General features: G+C 55.4%; 16 protein-coding genes and 4 tRNA genes. 16 read left to right on the top strand and 4 right to left on the bottom strand.

Features of this window, described 5'->3' with window-relative positions; genetic code table 11:
* Positions 1-108 precede the first annotated feature (108 nt).
* On the bottom strand, positions 109-1,029 hold the full coding sequence (gene rdgC / locus ACNYC6_RS05100) for a recombination-associated protein RdgC (protein ID WP_008060875.1): 921 nt from the start codon (positions 1,027-1,029) through the stop codon (positions 109-111).
* 159 nt (positions 1,030-1,188) lie between these two features.
* Here rdgC and ACNYC6_RS05095 point away from each other — a divergent pair.
* The 4 genes from ACNYC6_RS05095 (at position 1,189) to ACNYC6_RS05080 (ending at position 1,725) form a co-directional block, all read left to right on the top strand.
* Positions 1,189-1,264 (top strand) — tRNA-Val (locus tag ACNYC6_RS05095).
* A 19-nt stretch (positions 1,265-1,283) separates the two neighbouring features.
* Positions 1,284-1,360: transfer RNA gene (locus ACNYC6_RS05090), tRNA-Asp, on the top strand.
* 197 nt (positions 1,361-1,557) lie between these two features.
* Positions 1,558-1,633, top strand: a tRNA-Val gene (locus ACNYC6_RS05085).
* Positions 1,634-1,648: 15 nt separating this feature from the next.
* Positions 1,649-1,725, top strand: a tRNA-Asp gene (locus ACNYC6_RS05080).
* 97 nt (positions 1,726-1,822) lie between these two features.
* Here ACNYC6_RS05080 and ACNYC6_RS05075 read toward each other — a convergent pair.
* Positions 1,823-2,959 carry a catalase family protein gene (locus ACNYC6_RS05075; RefSeq protein ID WP_419711365.1) on the bottom strand — a complete coding sequence of 379 codons (1,137 nt, stop codon included), beginning with the start codon at positions 2,957-2,959 and terminating at the stop codon, positions 1,823-1,825.
* A 29-nt stretch (positions 2,960-2,988) separates the two neighbouring features.
* Positions 2,989-4,791 (bottom strand): di-heme-cytochrome C peroxidase, encoded by a 1,803-nt coding sequence (locus tag ACNYC6_RS05070; protein WP_419711364.1) that lies wholly within the window; start codon positions 4,789-4,791, stop codon positions 2,989-2,991.
* 269 nt (positions 4,792-5,060) lie between these two features.
* On the opposite strand from ACNYC6_RS05070, the gene ACNYC6_RS05065 reads away from it, so the two are divergent.
* From ACNYC6_RS05065 to ACNYC6_RS05010, 12 genes are all read left to right on the top strand, one after another.
* Positions 5,061-5,774, top strand: a complete 714-nt coding sequence (locus ACNYC6_RS05065) for an FKBP-type peptidyl-prolyl cis-trans isomerase (RefSeq protein WP_419711363.1) — start codon at positions 5,061-5,063, stop codon at positions 5,772-5,774.
* Between the two features lie 293 nt (positions 5,775-6,067).
* Positions 6,068-6,523 carry a YkvA family protein gene (locus ACNYC6_RS05060; protein ID WP_419711362.1) on the top strand — a complete coding sequence of 152 codons (456 nt, stop codon included), beginning with the start codon at positions 6,068-6,070 and terminating at the stop codon, positions 6,521-6,523.
* 114 nt (positions 6,524-6,637) lie between these two features.
* Complete coding sequence (locus ACNYC6_RS05055) at positions 6,638-6,979, top strand: helix-turn-helix domain-containing protein (RefSeq protein WP_419711361.1); 342 nt, start codon at positions 6,638-6,640, stop codon at positions 6,977-6,979.
* Complete coding sequence (locus tag ACNYC6_RS05050) at positions 6,976-7,347, top strand: hypothetical protein (protein ID WP_007945207.1); 372 nt, start codon at positions 6,976-6,978, stop codon at positions 7,345-7,347. The genes ACNYC6_RS05055 and ACNYC6_RS05050 overlap by 4 nt, the downstream gene beginning before the upstream one ends.
* Positions 7,348-7,755: a sel1 repeat family protein gene (locus ACNYC6_RS05045; protein WP_419711360.1), complete on the top strand. Its 408-nt coding sequence runs from the start codon at positions 7,348-7,350 to the stop codon at positions 7,753-7,755. It begins immediately after the preceding gene.
* 211 nt (positions 7,756-7,966) lie between these two features.
* Positions 7,967-12,742 (top strand): RHS repeat-associated core domain-containing protein, encoded by a 4,776-nt coding sequence (locus ACNYC6_RS05040; protein ID WP_419711359.1) that lies wholly within the window; start codon positions 7,967-7,969, stop codon positions 12,740-12,742.
* 10 nt (positions 12,743-12,752) lie between these two features.
* Positions 12,753-13,169 carry a hypothetical protein gene (locus ACNYC6_RS05035; RefSeq protein WP_419711358.1) on the top strand — a complete coding sequence of 139 codons (417 nt, stop codon included), beginning with the start codon at positions 12,753-12,755 and terminating at the stop codon, positions 13,167-13,169.
* A gap of 142 nt (positions 13,170-13,311) precedes the next feature.
* Positions 13,312-13,533 (top strand): hypothetical protein, encoded by a 222-nt coding sequence (locus ACNYC6_RS05030; protein WP_419711357.1) that lies wholly within the window; start codon positions 13,312-13,314, stop codon positions 13,531-13,533.
* A 558-nt stretch (positions 13,534-14,091) separates the two neighbouring features.
* Positions 14,092-14,400: a contact-dependent growth inhibition system immunity protein gene (locus ACNYC6_RS05025; protein ID WP_419711356.1), complete on the top strand. Its 309-nt coding sequence runs from the start codon at positions 14,092-14,094 to the stop codon at positions 14,398-14,400.
* A gap of 694 nt (positions 14,401-15,094) precedes the next feature.
* A complete protein-coding gene (locus ACNYC6_RS05020) occupies positions 15,095-15,445 on the top strand; it encodes a hypothetical protein (protein WP_419711355.1) in 351 nt (116 codons plus the stop codon).
* A 28-nt stretch (positions 15,446-15,473) separates the two neighbouring features.
* Positions 15,474-15,836 carry a contact-dependent growth inhibition system immunity protein gene (locus ACNYC6_RS05015; RefSeq protein WP_419711354.1) on the top strand — a complete coding sequence of 121 codons (363 nt, stop codon included), beginning with the start codon at positions 15,474-15,476 and terminating at the stop codon, positions 15,834-15,836.
* A 704-nt stretch (positions 15,837-16,540) separates the two neighbouring features.
* The gene (locus ACNYC6_RS05010; protein WP_419711353.1) at positions 16,541-16,957 is read left to right on the top strand and encodes a hypothetical protein; all 417 of its coding nucleotides are present in this window, start codon (positions 16,541-16,543) and stop codon (positions 16,955-16,957) included.
* A 421-nt stretch (positions 16,958-17,378) separates the two neighbouring features.
* Here the strand turns inward: ACNYC6_RS05010 and ACNYC6_RS05005 are convergent, their stop codons facing one another.
* Positions 17,379-19,169 carry a bifunctional diguanylate cyclase/phosphodiesterase gene (locus ACNYC6_RS05005; RefSeq protein ID WP_419711352.1) on the bottom strand — a complete coding sequence of 597 codons (1,791 nt, stop codon included), beginning with the start codon at positions 19,167-19,169 and terminating at the stop codon, positions 17,379-17,381.
* Between the last annotated feature and the right edge of the window lie 14 nt (positions 19,170-19,183).

Raw genomic sequence — 19,183 nt, 5'->3', positions numbered from 1 at the left:
TCACAAAAAAAGATCGCAGTCTGCGATAACCCTACATTGGAATGAGTTTCCCTGTAGGAACTGCCGCAGGCTGCGATCTTTTAAAGGTGCCGATTATCCGGGGAAAAATCAGATCCCTTGCGGAGTCTCTTCTCCACCCAACGCTTCAACCAGCGCCGGCAGGAAGTCGCCGAAGGTCAGCATCATCAGAGTGAAGCTGGCATCCAGTTGGCCGAGGGCTTCGTCGCCACCGTCCTGTTCCGCCTGGTCTTGCAACAGGTCTTCGAACTTCAGGCGCTTGACCACCATCTTGTCGTCGAGGACGAAAGACAGTTTGTCCTGCCAGGCCAGCGACAGCTGAGTGACCACTTTGCCGGTGCTCAGGTGCAGCTGGATTTCTTCGCTGGTCAGGTCCTGGCGCTTGCAACGCACGATGCCGCCGTCTTCGTGGGTGTCGCGCAGTTCGCACTCGTCTAGTACAAAGAAATCGTCCGCTGCTTTCTGGGTGGTGACCCATTCGGTCATGGTCGCGGTCGGCGACATTTTCACGGTCAGTGGACGTACCGGCAGGGTGCCGATCACTTCACGCAGGGTGGACAGCAGGTCTTCGGCGCGTTTCGGGCTGGCCGAGTTGACCAGGATCAGGCCCTGTTTCGGCGCGATGGCAGCGAAGGTCGATGAGCGGCGAATAAAGGCACGGGGCAAGAAGGCCTGGATGATTTCATCCTTGATCTGGTCGCGTTCCTTCTTATAGACCTTGCGCATTTGCTCGGCTTCGATCTCTTCGACCTTTTCCTTTACCGCGTCACGCACGACGCTGCCCGGCAGAATGCGTTCTTCCTTGCGCGCGCTGATCAGCAGGAAGTCACCGCTAACGTGCACCAGCGGCGCATCTTCACCCTTGCCGAACGGTGCGACGAAACCGTAGGTGGTCAACTCCTGGCTTGCACATGGGCGCGCCAGTTTGGTGGCCAGTGCAGTTTCCAACGCCTCGGCATCAACAGGCAGATCTTGGGTCAGGCGATAGATAAGCAGGTTTTTGAACCACATGGGGTGAGTCTCTCCTTTATACAAAGGCGGGCATTATTGTCCTCCGTGTGCCATAGGCCAACCCTTCTCTAAGCCTTTGGAAGGCATCAGAAAATTAATTTAAAAAGTGCTTGCCAGAGGTAGGGTCGCTCCGTAGAATGCGCGCCACACCGAAGCGAAGGGTGATTAGCTCAGCTGGGAGAGCGTCTGCCTTACAAGCAGAATGTCGGCGGTTCGATCCCGTCATCACCCACCATTCGTTTCAAGTGTTACGCGCAGCGGTAGTTCAGTCGGTTAGAATACCGGCCTGTCACGCCGGGGGTCGCGGGTTCGAGTCCCGTCCGCTGCGCCATATTCGGTAACCTGGAACACTGAACGCCAGGTCACCACGGAAAAACCCGCTAAAGCGGGTTTTTTTCTGTCTGTAGTTTGCATGTTGTTCCCGCGGGATGCGTTGTTTCACCGGTTTTTAGATTTTTTTGAAAAAATTCAATTAAATCAACACTTTATAAAAACCTGTGGCATAATGTGCCCCGCAACGAAGGTAAAGGGTGATTAGCTCAGCTGGGAGAGCGTCTGCCTTACAAGCAGAATGTCGGCGGTTCGATCCCGTCATCACCCACCACTTTCAACGCTACGCGCAGCGGTAGTTCAGTCGGTTAGAATACCGGCCTGTCACGCCGGGGGTCGCGGGTTCGAGTCCCGTCCGCTGCGCCATATTCGGTAACCTGGAACACTGAACGCCAGGTCACCACACGAAAAGCCCGCTTAGTGCGGGCTTTTTGCTGTCTGGAGATTGGCTTTTCCTGTGGGATCACTGCCCGGCATTGCGCGCGTGGCGGTAATCGCTGACGGCTTCGTAGACGGCTTTGCGCAGGCGGTTGATGCCGCCGATCGGGCGATGCGCTTCAAGACCGAACCAGGGGTTGAATGACTGGTTGTCGCATTGCAGGTTCAGAGCCGGCGTATCGAAATCCTGTGCCGGTACTTTGATCCGCGCCACGGTCTGGAACGGCGCATCGCTCTCGCGCCACTCAATGCTGGTGTCTTCGATCGGCATGTACTTGTTCGCGTCCTGACGCTGGATCTGCAGGACGAAACACGCGGGCACCCGATCGGTCGACAACTGCTGGTTCAGCGCGCTGCGCAGGAAGTTAGGCAACTTCTGGTTTTGCGCAGGGAGGTTGTAGGCAGGGCAGTTTTCCGGGTCGGGCATCACACGAAACTTGGCATTGCCCTCTCCGAATTTATAGGGCGAAACCGAAAAGTAGGTGGTTTGGGTCGGGCTCGACGGAGCAGGGGACAGCGTCGCCAGGGCAATAAACAGGTGGCGAACCTGCCAGCTACGCGGATCCCAGCCGGGAAAGAACGCCATCATCTTCTTGCCATCCGCCTGAGCGGCGACGTTCTGACGATACTCGGCGACATCGCTGACAAAAAAGTTCGGATGGCTGAACATCACGAAGTCCTGTTCACCGCGTTGCTGCTGATCGCTCAGCAGTTGCGTGCCTGGCACATCGAGCAGTTTGATCGCCATGCCACGGGCATCGCGGATGCTGTCGAACTGCGGATAAGCGTTGCCGTTGGACAGGCGCATCGTCGCCTGCCAGGTTTTACCGGGCTCGCTGAACACACCCTGACGCAATTCACCCGCCAGCTCCGGCAACACCTGCACTTCGGCTTTCACACAGCCGTGGGCCTTGGCATGGGCATCACGCAGGTAACGGGTGCTTTCGCGATGCTGGTCGACGATACGCACGGCGGTCTGAATGATGTCCTGAGTCATTGCAGCTTCGCCGTCCGGGATCAGTTCTTGCGCCGATACTGGTCCGCGGTGCTGCCAGGAAAACCACGCCGTGGCCAGCGCCCAGCCGAGAAGTCCGACCGCCAACAACCACAGCAGCGTCTTGCCGAGAAAAGTGCCCAGGCGCAGCCAGAGGGTCTTCAACATTCAGAAATTCCTTCCGTTAAGAACCAGGGTCACGGCAGTTGCGACTCCAGTGGGCCGCCCAGCACTTTCAGATACTCCAGCAATGCCCAGCGCTCCTGCGGTTGCAGCAGGCGGCCGATCACGCCGTTGCCAAGCTTGCCGGAGCGGAATTCGTGACCGCTGTTGTGGTTGCCGGTGATGCGCGTGTCGAACAGGAAGCCGTTGGTAAAGGCTTCGGTGCGATAACCCAAGTGTTGGGGGTCGTACTCGAACGTGCCTTTGTAGAACGTCGTTGCGCGCTCATCCTGCGGCGAGAGCAATTGATAAATGCTTGGCACCGAACCGTTGTGCAGAAACGGCGCCGTCGCCCACACACCCGCCAGTGGGCGAGCCTTGTAGGCGCGCAGTTCCCTGACACCGATCGACAGGCCAAAGCCATCCATCTCCGGGCGCTCGGTCGGAGTGATGCCAGCCTCACGATAAGCGCGGTTCTCGACGAATGCGGTGACATACGCCAGCCCCTTGGCCACCGACATTTGGCTCATGTCCAGCGGTTCGGTGGGTTGGGGATCTACATCCAGTTTTTCCAGTTCCGCCTGGTTCCATTGCAGCGCCGTCAGGTCGAAGCGGTGGTCGGCGATATTGTTGGCGGCGCCAGGATCGGTACCGATGTGTTCCACCGGGATCATTTTCAGGTGTTGTACGTATCGGCCTTCGCCTTGCGTCACTCGGGGTACGTGGCAGCCGGCGCAGTTCTCGACGAACAGTGCGCGGCCTTTGGCGGCCAGGGGCTTATCGATTGTCCCCAGCAATGTCTCTGGCCAGGCGGGCGGTTCGAGCCGCTGCAGGGTTTCTTCAATCAGGTGCAAATCGCGTACACGCACACTGGAGGGGTAACGATCATCGCCCATCAGTGGCTGGCGGTTTTTGTCGAAGAAGTTAAGCGTGGCGCCGACGCCCAGGGCTTCACCGATATTGCGTGCCATTGGTTGCTGCGCCGAGCCGTTCCACTGCACCCAGTCGAACGTCCACATGTCCCACAACTGTGGATAATCGACGGGGGCATTGGCCACGCGGTAGTTGGTGGGGGAAATCGCATCGCCGAAGCTGGCGTTGGCAATGCGCCCGTAGGCGTCGGTACGTCCCGGGCCTTCTTCGGTCGGATAGAGCCCGCGATGTGTGTCGTTCCAGGCCACCTTCAGGAAAGTATCGAGGGAGCCTTTGAACTCCTTGCGCAGTTGTTGGTGTCGGACGTCGTAATCAGCACCCAGGACTTTGCGGGCGAAGCGTTCGAATTTCCATGGGTTGTAGTAAGTCGAGGTCAGACTTGCCACCAAGGCTTGTCCGAAACTGCCGCCCTTGAGTGTAGGAACGCTGGAAGGCAAGACATGCTGTGCTGAGCCGCCGTCGATGCGCACGGCCTCACCTTTGAATCGCAGCTCTCCGGTGTGGCAAGCGGCGCAGGTAACATCCAGAAATGTATCCGGGCTGCCGGAGTTCTGATGCCGGGCAAAACCCACGGGCAGGTTGCCGGGGTTGTTCGGCGTGGGTTTCTGGCCGGGGTCGATCAGGAAGCCGAACCGCGCGAGGTATTCAGGAGCGGCGAAGCGCTGTTGCGAGAACGGCAGTTCGAGCGCGGTAAACCAGTCGTAGCGCAAGCCTTTGACCTGAGTGCCCTGAGGCGTGAAGTAATACGCCTCGCGATCGGCAGCGCTCCATTGCTCCAGGTAGTGCACCTGTTGCGCGGGCGTCCAGAGCGGCAGTTTCGGGTTGACGACGTAGTACAAAACCACGGCCAGGCCCAGCCCCACCAGCACAATGATCAGAACCAGCAAGCGGAATAAGAGGCGCAAGATGAACATCCTTGTCGATTTGTTCTGCCGTTATGCCTGAGTCCCCGATGAGCGGCAAGTGGCCATTACGCCAGATGTCGTGGGACACGGAAGCGGCAATTGTAGGAGGCGTATGACAGAAGTTTCATCATCCCTACCTGCAAAAGCGTTTAATCACCTGAACTTATCGGAAATGTCCGGCTCTCATGCCGGTAGCCATTGGTCGTGGCCGCCTGATAAGCTCGCGGCTTTACTCGATTGCCCTTTAGGCGCATGAACAAGGAAATAGCATGAAACAGCATCGGTTGGCGGCGGCGGTGGCCCTGGTAAGCCTGGTACTCGCGGGTTGCGATTCGCAGACCAGCGTAGAGCTGAAAACCCCGGCGCAAAAAGCTTCCTACGGCATTGGTCTGAACATGGGCAAGAGCCTGGCTCAGGAAGGCATGGATGACCTGGATTCCAAAGCTGTAGCCCAGGGCATCGAAGATGCCGTCGGCAAGAAAGAACAGAAGCTCAAAGACGAAGAGCTGGTTGAAGCGTTCGCCGCACTGCAAAAGCGTGCCGAAGAACGTATGGCCAAGATGAGCGAAGAGTCGGCAGCCGCCGGCAAGAAATTCCTCGAAGAAAACGCCAAGAAAGCTGGCGTCGTGACCACTGCTTCGGGCCTGCAGTACGAAGTGGAAAAGAAAGCTGAAGGCGCTCAGCCAAAGCCGACTGACGTCGTGACGGTTCACTACACCGGCAAGCTGACCAATGGCACCGTATTCGACAGCTCCGTCGAGCGTGGCAGCCCGATCGATCTGCCGGTCAGCGGCGTGATTCCGGGTTGGGTCGAAGGCCTGCAACTGATGCACGTCGGCGAGAAGTACAAGTTGTACATTCCTAGCGAACTGGCTTACGGTGCGCAAAGCCCAAGCCCGGCAATTCCGGCCAACTCGGTGCTGGTGTTCGACCTGGAATTGCTGGCGATCAAGGATCCATCCAAAGAAGACGCCGCCAAGTAATCAGCGTCTGCTTTGAAAACAACGCCCCGCTTATGCGGGGCGTTGTTGCATCTGGCGTCTGGCGCGGGTAAACAAAGCGAACAGATGTTGTCGGCGGGAGTCATAGCCATTGTGGGACCGTCGCTAACCGCGCCGGACCGGCAAGTCAATGAAATATTGCGTTTTTTTTGATGAGTAAAAAACGCCCGATCTAAGCTCGGCCCTTGTATTACGGGGCTTTCAGACGTGAAAAGCAGGTCTGTTCACAAGGTTATCCACAATTTGTGTGGATAACATTTACATGGGAGTCATCCATGAAAGCACCCTGGAATTTCGCTCGTTTCCTGCCACTGGCTGGTCGCTTGATCGCACGTGGACGCTTGCCGACCTTGTTGTTCGCGGTGGCCAGCAAAGGTGCCAGCCAAGGCAACCGGTTGGGCAAACTCAAGGACGACCTGCGTCTGTTGCAGGCACTTTGCCTGGCGTACTGGCGTGGCGATTACCGGGCCATCAGCCCCAAGGCGTTGATATCAGTCGTTGCCGGCCTGATGTACTTCCTCAGTCCAGTGGATGCAATCCCGGATTTCCTTCCGCTGTTCGGCATGATCGATGACATCGCCGTGCTGGCCTGGCTGATGAAAGTGCTCGACGATGAACTCAACGCGTTCCGCGCCTGGCGCAAACGTCAGGTCCCGGAGAAGCTCGCTGTGGTCGAGCGCCTGCCTGATACGCCAGAGCAACTTCACCTTCAGAGACCGAAAAAAAGCTGAGCCGATTCAGTCTCATCCTCAGATAGATACCCCCCGCGACCTTAGCCGCTGTTAGGATTACACTTCTAGGGAAAAGTGCCGACTCGCTAAGTGTTGTTGTCCTACGGGGTAGTCATGGATATTCAGATAATTACACGCGAAGGCGAGCCCGAATATGCGGTTCTGCCATGGGCTCAGTATCAGGCTCTACTGAAAGCAGCAGGCATCAACGAAGTACCGTCGCGTCCGGCCCCAGCGCCGCTGGCGACAACTCAAGACCCGATTCTTCCAGGCCTTGATCAACTACGCAGTTTGCGCGAAGGGAAGGGCATCGCCATCGAGGCGCTCGCCCGCACGGTAGGCATCAGCCCGTCTTATCTGGCCATGATCGAAAGTGGCGAGCGTCTGCCCGACGCCGCGATTCGCCGCAGCCTGGCCTGGGAATTGACGGTGCCAGGGTGGAGGGATGAATCGTGAGCGTACGCATCAGTCGTCATCATTGGGACGGATTGCTGGGCGAGCTGGATCAGGCGCGCCGTCAGCGTCACCTCCTGACTTATCGGGCGTTGCTGGAACGTTTGCAGTTGCCTACGCCAGCCATGCAAACCCTGACCGCCGCACTTGAGCATCTGGCGGCGCTGGACGCCAAGGCCGAGCAGCCGTTGCGCAGTTCGCTGGTGATCAGCCAGGGTGCCAGTCGCCTGCCTCGCACCGGTTTTTTTGAGTGTGTCGAGCGCCTCGGGCGGTTTTCCGGGCCGTCCGATGGTGTCGCTGCCGCTTCCTGGCATGCCTCGGAAGTGGTGCGGGTATTCGAATACGAGTACCCCGAGTCGGCAGAGGCTTGAGTGTTTTTTCGACTCAAGGCGCGGATCAGCTACTGGTTGGCGCGTAGGCTGTTTCACTGGCAGTGGTTTGTACGACAGCCGCGTGGCTGGAACTGGCTGGAAGGTCAGTTCGCCCGCATGGCGAACCTGGGCGATGTCGGCGCCCAGAGCTTCTATGGCCATATCCTTACCTTTCGCGGTGTGGGCCTGGGGGCGCGAGAAGAAGGTGTTCGCCTGTTACGTCTGGCGGCGTTGGCCGGTGATAGCAAAGCGGCCTATCAGGTGGGTGTCATCAGCCTCGCCGGGAGCCAGAGCAAGGCACCGGACCCGGCTGAAGCGGCCAAGTTCTGGGAGATTGCCGTCAAGGCCGGGCACCCACTGGCACAGATCAAACTTCAAGAATTGGCATCTCGCGATTCTGCACAGTAAATACCGAGTTATCCTGACAAACAGCGTGGCGTAGGGACTGATCTCTACGCCATGTTTTCGTTTTAGCGAATCGCCCTACATCAACATCATCCTTGCCTGACTTCTTTCCTCGCTGATCCCCAGCAAAGTCCCTTGCGCCAAATTACCTGCGCGAAGGATTGCTTATGTTCGACTTGGTTTTTTACCCGGCTCCGTTCGTTTCGGTGGGCTGATGGATCACATCGCCCGCATCGAGCACGAACTCGACCATTTCCCGGACACCCTGACGCTCTACCGCCAACAGCTCAAACGTTGGTTCAGCCAGGCCGCGGACAAGGTCAGCCGCGCCACCGACATGCCCTCACTGATGGACATGGAGCGGGTGGTCAATCTGGGCAACACCCGCACCGTGGTCAGCAGCGCCGACGACGATTTTATTTCGACCGTTGCGCAGTGTCCTGAAGGCGGAACCCTGCAGATCGAGAGCAAGTTCGAGTCGGTGTACGACGTTCCGCTGGGCAACATTCAGGTCCATGTGATGTCGGTGGAGGGTGGCGAGTCGACGCCCGTCACGCTCGATGAAAACGGCAAGGGGCAGTTCAGGGGAGAGGCGGGCAAGTTCTATCGGGTGCGTGTGCAGAGCGAGGTGACGCCGGCGCAGGTTGATGAGCTGTTTTCCTCGTATGACGGCCTTGGTCAGTCACTCGAAACGTGGCTGCGCAGCGAGTGGGAGGGGTTCAAGCCTCGGTGGTCGCAGTCGACTTCGGCCGCCGTAGGTAACGGTTTGCTGGCCGGGAGCTGGGCAGCCATTGAAGGCGTGTGGGACGGCATCAACCTGCTCTCGGACATGCTGCAGGACCCCGGCAAGTCTGCTGATCGACTGGGCAGTAGCGTCGAGCAGTTGAAGACACTGGCGCAAGAAACACCGGAAGCCATGGCGAGACTCCAGCTGCTGGCCAGTGACGAGGCGGCGCTGTGTCTGCTGTTGCGCACGGCCAGCCTCTGGCTGGAAATGCTGCCGCCCAGTGCGATCGCCGGCGAAACCGCCAAGGCGATTTCGACGCAGGTGGTGTCGTTGCTGATCGACATCTTGATCGCCGTCGTCCTGACCTTCGCCACGGCGGGGGCGGGTGTTGCCTATCTGGCGATGCGGTTGGCGCGTCGCGGTGGGCAGTTGATCCGTGCGGTCACGCGGCTGGTTGAATCATTGTTCTCGATCCTCAAAGACCTCGGCGATTACGTCGATCGTTACAAAAAAGTGGCGGCACGGGGTGTCGCGGCAGGGCTGAAAAAAGGCCGGATGCAGTTGCGCTGGAAAGGGCGCAACAACACCACGCTGAAAACCCACGAGCCCTTTGACAATGCCCCGGTTCAGGCGAAAAACCCCAACGGCGACAGCGCCGATTCAGCAGACCGCACCGCCACCCACGGCTGCCCGGTGTCGCTGGTCAGCGGCGAAGAACTGCTGACCCTCAGCGACGGTTTTCTGGATGGGGTGCTGCCGTTCGAGTTCACCCGCCTCTATCGCACCAGCGCCGTGGAGGTCGACAGCGGCCTCGGGTTTGGCTGGAGTCATTCGCTGGCCCAGCGCCTGGCCATCGACGGCGACACGGTCATCTGGATCGATGCGGAAAACCGGCGCACGCCGTTTCCGCTGCCGAACCTGACGCGTCCGGCGATCCACAACAGCCTGTCGCGGGCGGCGATTTACCTCGGTGATGAACCGGAAGAACTGATTGTCGCCTTGGCTGGCGAGTCGGTGCGCTTCCAGCATTTTCGCAATGGCCAACTGAGCGCGATCAGCGACGCCTATGGCAATCGTCTGAGCGTGCAGCGCGATTTTTCCGGGCGGATCGAGCGCCTGGACAACGGCGCCGGGCGCTGCTTGTTGCTGCGCTACGAGCGTAGCCACTTAGTCGCCGTCGACTACCAGCGGTTTCACCTCGGCGACGATCAGCCACCGGCCTGGCGCACCGAGCAGACGCTGGTGACTTACCGCTACGACGCGCGCTGGCGGCTGATCGAAGCAACTAATGCGGCCGGTGAAAGCGAGCGCTACGACTACGACGAACAGCAGGTCATCCTGCAACGGCAACTGGCCGGCGGCGCGAGTTTCTTCTGGGAGTGGGAAAAGTCCGGCAAGGCTGCCCGCTGCGTCCGTCACTGGGCCTCGTTTGCGCAGATGGACACGCGGTATCGCTGGGATGACGACGGCGGTGTCGTCCTGAAACACGCCGATGGCAGCGAAGAGCTTTACGTCCACGACTCGCAGGCACGGCTGGTACGCCGGGTCGCGGCCGATGGTGGGCAACAGCAAAAGACCTACGACGCACAGGGCCGCTTGCTCGCCGAACAGGACGCCCTCGGCGCCGTCACCGAATACCGCTACGACGACGTCGGACGGCTGATCGCGCTGATTCCGTCGGAGGACGAACCCACGTCCTACGAGTACCGCAACGGTTTCCTGCATGCGCGTTATCGCGGTAAGGCCAAGTGGACCTACAAACGCAACGCCCAGGGCGATGTCACCTGGCTGACCGATCCCGATGGCCAGAGCACCTACCACGAGTACGACGGGCAAGGGCGTCTGCTGGCGATCCGTTATCCGGATCACAGCCGGCAGGTGTTCGAGTGGAACGACCTCGGCCAGTTGCTCGGCGAAACCCTGCCCGACGGCGGGCGTCGGCGGTTTTCTTACGATGCGCTCGGGCGACGGACGACAGCTGAGGATGAGTTCGGCGGGGTCAGCCGTTACCAGTGGGATGCGGTCGGCCGCCTGTTGCAGTCGACCTCGCCGAACGGCGCCAGTCGCCAGTTCAGCTACAACGCCTACGGCCGGATCACCGCTGAAACCGACGAACTGGGGCGGGTCACGCGTTTTGAGTACGCCGACGATCTGCACCTGGTCAGTCGGCGGATCAACCCCGACGGCAGCGAACTGAAATACCGCTACGAGCACGCGCAGCTGTTGCTGACCGAGATCGAAAACGAGGTCGGCGAGCGTTATCGGCTGGACTACACGCCGAACGGCTTGATCCGACAGGAACGCGGCTTCGACGGCCGGCGCACGGCCTATGCCTACGACCTCAACGGCCAGTTGCTGGAGAAAACCGAGTTCGGTGATGACGGTTCGCAGTTGCTCACCGCTTACCAGCGCGACGCCGCCGGACGCTTATTGGTCAAGACCCTGCCCGACGGGGTCAAGGTCGAGTACCGCTATGACGGACTGGGCCGGCTGGTCAGTGTCGACGACGGCCAGGACCATCCGCTGGAGTTCGAGTACGACGTTCATGACCGGCTGATCACCGAGCATCAGGGCTGGGGCACCTTGCGTTATGGCTACGACGTCAGCGGCCAACTCAAGCATTTGCGCCTGCCGGACAACAGCCGCCTTGAGTACCACCGCGCCAAGGGTGGGGCGATGACGGCCATCGACCTCAATGGCTCACGTCTCACCGGCCATCATTTCGAGTTCGGTCGTGAAAAAAGCCGCCAACAAGGCCTGCTGTCCAGCGACTATGCCTACGACGAACAGGGCCGTTTGCAGGCCCATGCCGTCCGGCAAAACCAGCGTCCGCTGTACCGCCGCGAGTATGCCTACAGCGCCAACGGCAACCTCACACAGATCAGCGACACGCGCCACGGCCCACGGCGCTACCAGTACGACCCGCTCGATCGCCTGACCGGCGTACGCCACGGCCGCGATCAGGCCCCGGAAAACTTCACCCACGACCCGGCCGGCAACCTGCTGATCCACGACCGCCCCGGCCCCTGGCAACTCAAAGGCAACCGCCTGCGGCGCCACGCCGACCGGCATTACGACTACGACGCCTACGGCAACCTGATCCGCGAACGCCGCGGCCACGACGTCACCGCCTACCGCTACGACAGCCAGCACCGCCTGACCGGCCTCACCTTGCCCGACGGCCGCACGGCGAGCTACCGCTACGACGCCTTCGGCCGCCGCATCCAAAAAACCGTCGACGGCCAGACCACGCAGTTTTTCTGGCAAGGCGACCAGATCGTCGCCGAAAGCGGCCCCAACCACTACCGCAGCTACCTCTACGAACCGGGCAGCTTCCGTCCGCTGGCCATGCTCGACGGCAAAGGCCCGAAAAAAGCCTGCCCGTTTTACTACCAACTCGACCACCTCGGCACCCCGCAGGAACTGACCGACTACGGCGGCGAAATCGTCTGGTCGGCAAAATACACCGCCTACGGCAAAGTCAGCCAAATCACCCACGGCGGCGGTGAACAGCTTGAACAGCCATTGCGCTTCCAAGGCCAATACTTCGACACCGAAAGCGGCCTGCACTACAACCGCCATCGCTATTACCACCCGGATACCGGGCGTTATCTGACGCCGGATCCCATCAAGCTGGCGGGAGGACTGAACCAGTATCGGTACACGCCGAATCCGACGGGATGGGTGGATCCGTTGGGGTTGAGTGGGAATTGTCCGGGGGCGACTAAACCGGGGTGCTCGGCGCCGGATGGCGTTGTGTTCACTAGAGTTGATAAGGGTGAACCGCAGCTGCCGAAAGTGACGGCTGAACAGCGGCGTGAAAGAATTGATGAGTTGGCTGAAGCAAATGCTAAGCGACGGGTCATTGAGTTAGAAAAAAAGTACAAGATGCACACTGTAGCAAAACATAACCCAGAGATAGCTGATCAAGCCTTAAAACAAAGATCTATTGATGGTAGTCATCCGACCAAAAAAGGAGTAAGGGAGGGGGTTAATTCAAGCTCGCAATTCAAGACATGGTTGTTGCAACTCAATGCAATAAACGACGCAATTTCAAGAATGAATAGAAACCCTCCTGCTCCCACAGGATTCACCCAAAAAGGTGATCCAGTCGTAAGAAAGGAAATGCCAGGGGGAGGTCGAGGATATAAGCCGAATAAGAAGGATAAAAGTAATCCTCGATATATAGAAAATTTGGATTATTCAGAAGTCAGATTTGATAAAAATGTTGAAGGCCGTCCTTACACGGCATTCCCGGATTAGGATCAATAATATGCTGAAGTGGCCAAAATATGATCTACCATTTGAACCTACGATTTCATATTGGTTAGGTGGGATTTCTACGTTTGATCGTGAGGAAACTCTAGGCGAGGAGCTGAGGAGATACAATCCAAATAATTCGAGTGATAGATGTCTAGTTATAAAAAAATATGTGCTTGCAAGATTTGATGATTTGCCGTACAGGCATAAATTTGTGCTTTTTAAAATCTTGGAAGGTTATTTGTTAAATGCGGGGTTTGACTTCTCGACTCAGTTCGAAGCAGATTATGACGCGAATGAGTCTGTAGCCTGGGATGAAACTGAAATAGAAAATCCTCGTGGTTTTTTTGAAGATATATTTAGATTGGCTTCGGAAGAATGGAAAGATGATTTGCACATGGCGGGTTTTGAAGATCAATCAACTTGGTGATGGGGCAGACGATTTTTCCTGGCAGCGACTTAGGAAATGTCCTTCAAACCTTCACGCGGGTAAAATTCCGAAAGGTGCAAAACGGAGCTTAAGTTCGCAGTTCAGTAACTGACGGATTCATCTGGGTGCACTGAATAAGGCAATGTCAAGGGAGATGTTGGGGCTAAGCCCGCACACAGGAAGTGATCATAATAAAGATCCAATTGTAAGAATGGAACTCCCAAAAGCTGGCCGTGGCTACAGACCGAACAAAAAAGACTCGAATAATCCAAAGCTGAATGAAAATATGAACTGGTTTGAAGTAAAGTTTGATCAGGATGATACAGGACGTCCCTATACAGCTTTTCCTTCGGAGAAAAAGTGATGTTGCGAGATCCATTCGTAGATGAAGAGTTTGAGCCGGATCTTATGTGGTTTATCGGGGCGTTTAATGTTTACGGCCGTGAAGAAACTCGAGGCGCAGAGTTAGATGTTTAGGACCCTAATAAGGAGGCTGATAGGGTAGAGCTTATTAAGAAATACAGTTTGAATCTAGGGTGCTTGTCCTACAGGCATAAGCTTGTACTGGTGGAGTCGCTAGCGGATAAACTCAACGACAAGGGTTTTGATTTCCAAGTTTTGTTCGATATCGATGAGGATCTAGCGTCGAGTTGGCCTCGTGGCGAGTGGTATGTATTGCAGAGCCCAAGGGAGTTCTTTCAGGCGTGTGTACACGCTGGCTCAAAAATTATGGAAGGAGGAACTGGACAACGCGAGACTTGAAGATCGGTCTACTTGGTAAATGCTTTTTGCTCATTCGGTGGCAGCTGTGGTCAACGGCAGTACAAGCCATGAGCCGGCATCGAAAGTGTTGTTGGTGTTGATAAAGGATGTTCAAAGACCTGAAGGGTATTTTTTACTGACAGGGTTTCCAGAGTTATGAATGAAGAATTTCCCGAGCTACATGATTTTTTTTGGCGCGTACTTTCATCAAGATTGGACTGTTGAGCATGAGGATGCTGGGCAAGTAATTGATGCATTTTTAACCGAATCAGATCCACAGGCTCTGGTGAACGTGCAAAAAGAACTCTGTAGGTTGATTGCAAAGAAAAAAAGTGAGTTGGCATTAAGGGAGTACTTGTTGAAAGAATTGATCTGTTACTACTGCTATTGGAATACGTGGGAGTCGGGAGAGTCTTGGCTGCTTCATATTGTTAGAAAGTTATCAGATCGTCTTAATTGCACAAGTTGAGAAGTGCCTGCGAAGTTTTCGTGCAATATTCTAGGAGACTCCTTCAAGCTCTCTAGTGGTTTCCATGAACTGAGTTGGTGTACCTCAGTTTCCTACTCCCGTACATGGCTGCCACCCAAGCCCGTAGGAAAGGCCGTTGGGTGCTTCATATTTGTAATCTGGGGATTTTCAGAAAATGACGAAATTAACGTTAGACCCTCCCTGCGAAAAACCGATCCCCCATCCCAAAAGCCACTTCATAACCCTGTCCAGCAACTGCGACGAGATGCCCCTGTTCGTCGACACCCACGCGCAGCTCGACGTTCTGTATGACGCTGCCAGCTGGGGTACATTTCTTAGAAAAACATGGAGCACAGACTACTTTGCAATCCCAATTTGAGCGGGTGACATCAGCAAAAAATCCAACAACGGGAGTAATTGAGACGTACGGCAATGGAAGGGGGAGAGGCGAGCCCAAGATACCCACAGCGGCGACTAATTTTTTAAGTCATAGAGATCAGCTTAATGCAATATATAGATCGCAATTGATTTTGCGACATACTGATTTGGAGACGTCGCGCCTAGCTTTCGATATGGGGAAAAAGATGGGGGAGGGGTACAAGCGAGGAAACTTGGAGTATGGTCAGCAAACTAAGGCTATAGTTATATTGGATAACTCCGGCCGACCTAAAACTGCATATGCGGACTTTGATTGATGAAAGACTTATACAATATTGCAAGTATGTGCGGGCTGCTATTTGTGTTTGATATCGAAAATGCAGACGATGAAGGGAGAGAGGTGCTAATCGCTTCTAAGAATGTGCATGATGAAAAAGAGCTCGCTGATTTGTTTGAGTTGGTGCTGAAGCCGGAGTTTTTTGCCTATGAACAGAAGGGTAGAGAAAATTTAATTAATACGGTCGCGTACTTTTTGAATAAAGATGATAATTTCGATCGAGTGTTTGAGCGAATGACTACCTTTTTTGACGATGAAGTTGTGGATCATACGAAATTTATGAGCGTATTGCTGGCGTGTTTGCAGCGTTATCAAAAAGAAGGTGGTTGATCGCTTCTTATAGTGAGCCTTTTATTCAGTGAAATTGTTGCTCAAAAAAATTCCAAGCACGTCGTCAGGTCACGTTGTATTAACCGGGTATACAGTGATAAAACATTCGTTTTGGAAACTTTACCAGTTCTTGGGGGCCTATTTTAATGAGGACTGGATGTGTGAGTGTGAGGTGGCTGACGATGTTGTTAGATCTTTTATGAACGACTCTTCAGTTGAGACAATGTCAGAAGTGAAAAGTGAAATTGTCGCTCTCCTGCATATTCGTATGGCTGAGCCCGAACTGAGAGAGTTTTTGCTAAAGAATATGAGTTGTTCTTATTGTTATTGGCATGAGTGGGAGTCAGGGGAAGTATGGCTGAATCATCTTGTTGAGATGCTTGGTGAATGAGGTTTTTTGTATAGGTCTATAGTGGTGGTGGGGCGAATTTGTTTTTGCTGTGAGTTTCTAAGGTTTTTTGTATTAATGAAGCTGGCAAGTAAGCCTGTTGTTATTTTGATGAGTGTTCGTTGCTAATGATCTTGGAGGAGAGAAGTGTCGTCGGATAGCTGCTTGTATAAGTTGAAGGATGTATAGGGTATAAAAATAATCGAAATTTCGCTAAATGAGACAGGCTTTAGGTTTGGAGATAAATTACGTCAAAAGTTGTATCGCTTTTGTTGGGTGGCGAGTTTTGAAAGTTGGTGTTTCTATTGGCTTAAAAAGGATGGTTATTGTGCGAGCTACGCATGTGTCGGAAAGTTCGGGGTCTGCTGTTCAGCAGCAAACCACTAATCGTGTAATCGTGAATTACATTGTGAAAGTAAGAGGTGGAGAGTTGTTATAAGTTCTCAGTTTTTGAGCTATACAGAGCAGTTGAACGCATATAGTGAAACGTTGATAAGGGAGGCCAGAAATTTGTCTCGTTTTACCTGAGAAGATAGTAAATGAAATTTGGTTGTGCGAGTGGAGGCTAAAAATGTGGGGCGTGGGTATGAGCCTAACCCTTTAGATCCCGCGAACCCGCGTTATATTCCTAATGTGAATGCCTTTGAGATGAAATTCGATTTTGAGACTTTGCAGCCTATAGCGCTTTATCCGATAGAGAAAATTTAATGCTGATGCATCCTTTTTTTGATGTTCCATATTACCCAGGTTTAGAGCATTTTCTCGGTGGGTTCGATATATATGATCGCGAGGAGAGCCTTGGTGTTCAATTGTCGACGTACGATCCTGACTGCCCTTCAGATAGAGGGTTTTTAATATCTCAGTTTGTTGTCAAGCGCTTCGCTGGGTTGAGCTATCGGCATAAGTTTTTTTTGTTTTTAGTCTTGGGGGAGGCTCTTGATGGTGAAGCGAGTGTTTTTTCTGAGGTTTTGGAGCATGATTCGATTTCTCATTCTTTGCTTCCACCTGGGTGGAATGAAATGAAAGACCCAAGGGCTTTTTTTGAAGATGTGTACGTTAAGTTATCCGAGGCGTGGGCTGATGACCTATATAAAGCAAGTCAGGAAGACTTTTTAACTTGGTAAGACGCTCGTGTTTCAGTGAGAGGCAAGCTTAACATATTGGAGGTAATATACTTTGCAAAGGAGAGGGTTTGTTTTCTCTTCTAGCTTTGAAGGGATTTTTAGTGTTGAAGAGGGTTGCAAATAAACTCGTCCCCTTTCTGGTTTTGGGTTTTGAGTTGTTTGATGCTGTCGGCTATTAATGTTCTACTAATGCATTCTGGGATACATGAGGGTCTGGCAAGTCTTGGTTGCGAATTTTTTTGATAGATTGAACGTGGAAACTCTACGCAGTAATTGCGGACGAACGAATTTCGTGTCTTAAGATCGTTTGCGACGGTTGTGCGCGGGGCACGTTTCGACGTTGGTGAGTTTCTCAGTTTCCTACTCCCGCGAACGTTGCCACCCAAGTCCCCGCCGCACCGCCGCGAAGGCGTCAGTGCACTCAACGCTGCCCCATCAACCAAGCACCTTCAGGCTCCGGCACCGCCAAGCTATCAATCACATACACGCTATACCCCGGCACATTCTTCGCGTGGTGTTTGGCCTGCGAAGCCATCTCCGCCAATTGGCTGGCATCGATTTTCCCGCAGGCTTGCGGGTGCAGGTGCACTACGCCGATGGACAGCGACAGCAGCGGGAATTCCTGGCGTACGCCCTGGCGGTTGGGGGCTATGAAACAGCCGGCTTCCAGGTGTTCGGCGCGGTAGAAGCGTCGGCACTGGCTCTGGAAGTCGTCCAGTAGCTGGTTCAAACGTTTGCCCCAGTCTTCAGGGCCGAGCACCAGCAGGAAGTCGTCGCCGCCGATGTGGCCGACGAAGTCGCGGGACGGGTCGACACGGTCGTTCAGGCATTGCGCCAGGCACAGCAGGACTTCGTCGCCACGGCCGTAGCCGTAGATGTCGTTGAAGGGTTTGAAACTGTCGATGTCGACGTAACAGATCACCGATTCGCGTTTCTGTTGCAGCAGTCGCGTGAGGCATTGCTGGATCGGCACATTGCCCGGCAGCAGGGTCAGCGGGTTGGCGTAGCGAGCCTGTTGGATCTTCAGTTCGGTAATCAGCTTGAGTACATCGATTACCCGGCCAAGGCCCAGATAGCTGCCGTTGAGGGTGATGATGAAGTCTTCTTCGATGCGTTGCCGGGCGCGGCTGGTAATCAGGCGGCTGACCTGTTGCAGCGACTGGCTCATTTCGACGGCGAGGAAGTCATCGTTCATCAAGCGGCTGATGGGTTTGCGGGCGAACAAGTCGGTGGCGAACGGTTTGAGCAAGGCGTCCGAGAGTGAGTGCCGGTGGACGATGCCGCAAGGCTGGTCTTGTTCATCCAGTACTGCCAGCGAGTTCAGGTTGGCTTGGCGGCGGAAGGCTTCCAGCACGGTGGCGGTTGGCGTGTTGCGACCCACTGCGGGCTGGTCGTTGAGCAGGGCGCTGAGGTCACTGGCTTCATCGTTGAGCGCCACGGCGGTGCTGTCCTGTCGTGGCATCAGGGTCCGGGCATCCCGTGGCGGATGTTCTTGCGGACGGCAGAGCAGATAGCCCTGAACCAGATCAATGCCCATCTCGGTCAACACCGCCAGTTCTTCCGGCAACTCGATACCCTCGGCGATTACCAGCGCCCGCGAGGCCTTGGCGATTTGCAGGATCGAGCCGACGAATTCGCGCTTGAGGGCATCCTGATGAATGCCGTCGATGAAATGGCGGTCGATCTTCACGTAGTCGGGACGTAGCTCGGACCACAAGCGCAGGCTCGAATATCCCGCACCCAGGTCATCCAGGGCGATGGAAAAGCCCATCGCCCGGTAGTGATGAAGGGCGGTCTGCAGCAACTGGAAGTCGTCGATCGGCGTCTGCTCGGTGAGTTCGATCACCACCTGACTCGGCGGGATGCCGAAATCCTGCAGCAGTTGCAGGGTACGACCTGGTTGGTGGGCGGCTTCTAGCAGGGATTCCGGAGAAACGTTGAGGAACAACTTACCGGGTAACTGTTGTTCGTTGAAACGCCGGCAAGCGCTCTGCCGACAGGCGATTTCCAGCTCGCTCAAACGACCGGCCTGGCGGGCGACGGCGAACAATGCGATAGGCGAGTGCAGCGGACTGTTGGAGGGGCCGCGGCTGAGGGCTTCGTAGCCGAGAATTCTACGCTCGGAGAGACTGATGATCGGCTGGAACAGACTGTGCAAACCGCCTTGAGTCAGAATCGAGCTCAAGGCACTCAGCTGTTCGGTTGTGGTCATGGCGTTCTCTGGCG

Origin of the sequence: Pseudomonas sp. NFX224 (assembly GCF_048565165.1) — a bacterium.
Classification (GTDB): Bacteria; Pseudomonadota; Gammaproteobacteria; order Pseudomonadales; family Pseudomonadaceae; genus Aquipseudomonas.
The sequence above is the reverse complement of the archived record's forward strand: the minus strand, read 5'-3'. Positions and strand labels throughout refer to the sequence as shown.

Excerpts from the sequence above, each read along its gene's own strand:
- rdgC (WP_008060875.1), bottom strand. The coding sequence starts at position 1,029 with ATGTGGTTCAAAAACCTGCTTATCTATCGCCTGACCCAAGATCTGCCT.
- ACNYC6_RS05020 (WP_419711355.1), top strand. The coding sequence starts at position 15,095 with ATGAAAGACTTATACAATATTGCAAGTATGTGCGGGCTGCTATTTGTG.
- ACNYC6_RS05005 (WP_419711352.1), bottom strand. The coding sequence starts at position 19,169 with ATGACCACAACCGAACAGCTGAGTGCCTTGAGCTCGATTCTGACTCAA.
- ACNYC6_RS05075 (WP_419711365.1), bottom strand. The coding sequence starts at position 2,959 with ATGTTGAAGACCCTCTGGCTGCGCCTGGGCACTTTTCTCGGCAAGACG.
- ACNYC6_RS05035 (WP_419711358.1), top strand. The coding sequence starts at position 12,753 with ATGCTGAAGTGGCCAAAATATGATCTACCATTTGAACCTACGATTTCA.
- ACNYC6_RS05065 (WP_419711363.1), top strand. The coding sequence starts at position 5,061 with ATGAAACAGCATCGGTTGGCGGCGGCGGTGGCCCTGGTAAGCCTGGTA.
- ACNYC6_RS05040 (WP_419711359.1), top strand. The coding sequence starts at position 7,967 with ATGGATCACATCGCCCGCATCGAGCACGAACTCGACCATTTCCCGGAC.
- ACNYC6_RS05060 (WP_419711362.1), top strand. The coding sequence starts at position 6,068 with ATGAAAGCACCCTGGAATTTCGCTCGTTTCCTGCCACTGGCTGGTCGC.
- ACNYC6_RS05055 (WP_419711361.1), top strand. The coding sequence starts at position 6,638 with ATGGATATTCAGATAATTACACGCGAAGGCGAGCCCGAATATGCGGTT.
- ACNYC6_RS05025 (WP_419711356.1), top strand. The coding sequence starts at position 14,092 with ATGAAGAATTTCCCGAGCTACATGATTTTTTTTGGCGCGTACTTTCAT.
- ACNYC6_RS05010 (WP_419711353.1), top strand. The coding sequence starts at position 16,541 with ATGCTGATGCATCCTTTTTTTGATGTTCCATATTACCCAGGTTTAGAG.
- ACNYC6_RS05030 (WP_419711357.1), top strand. The coding sequence starts at position 13,312 with ATGTCAAGGGAGATGTTGGGGCTAAGCCCGCACACAGGAAGTGATCAT.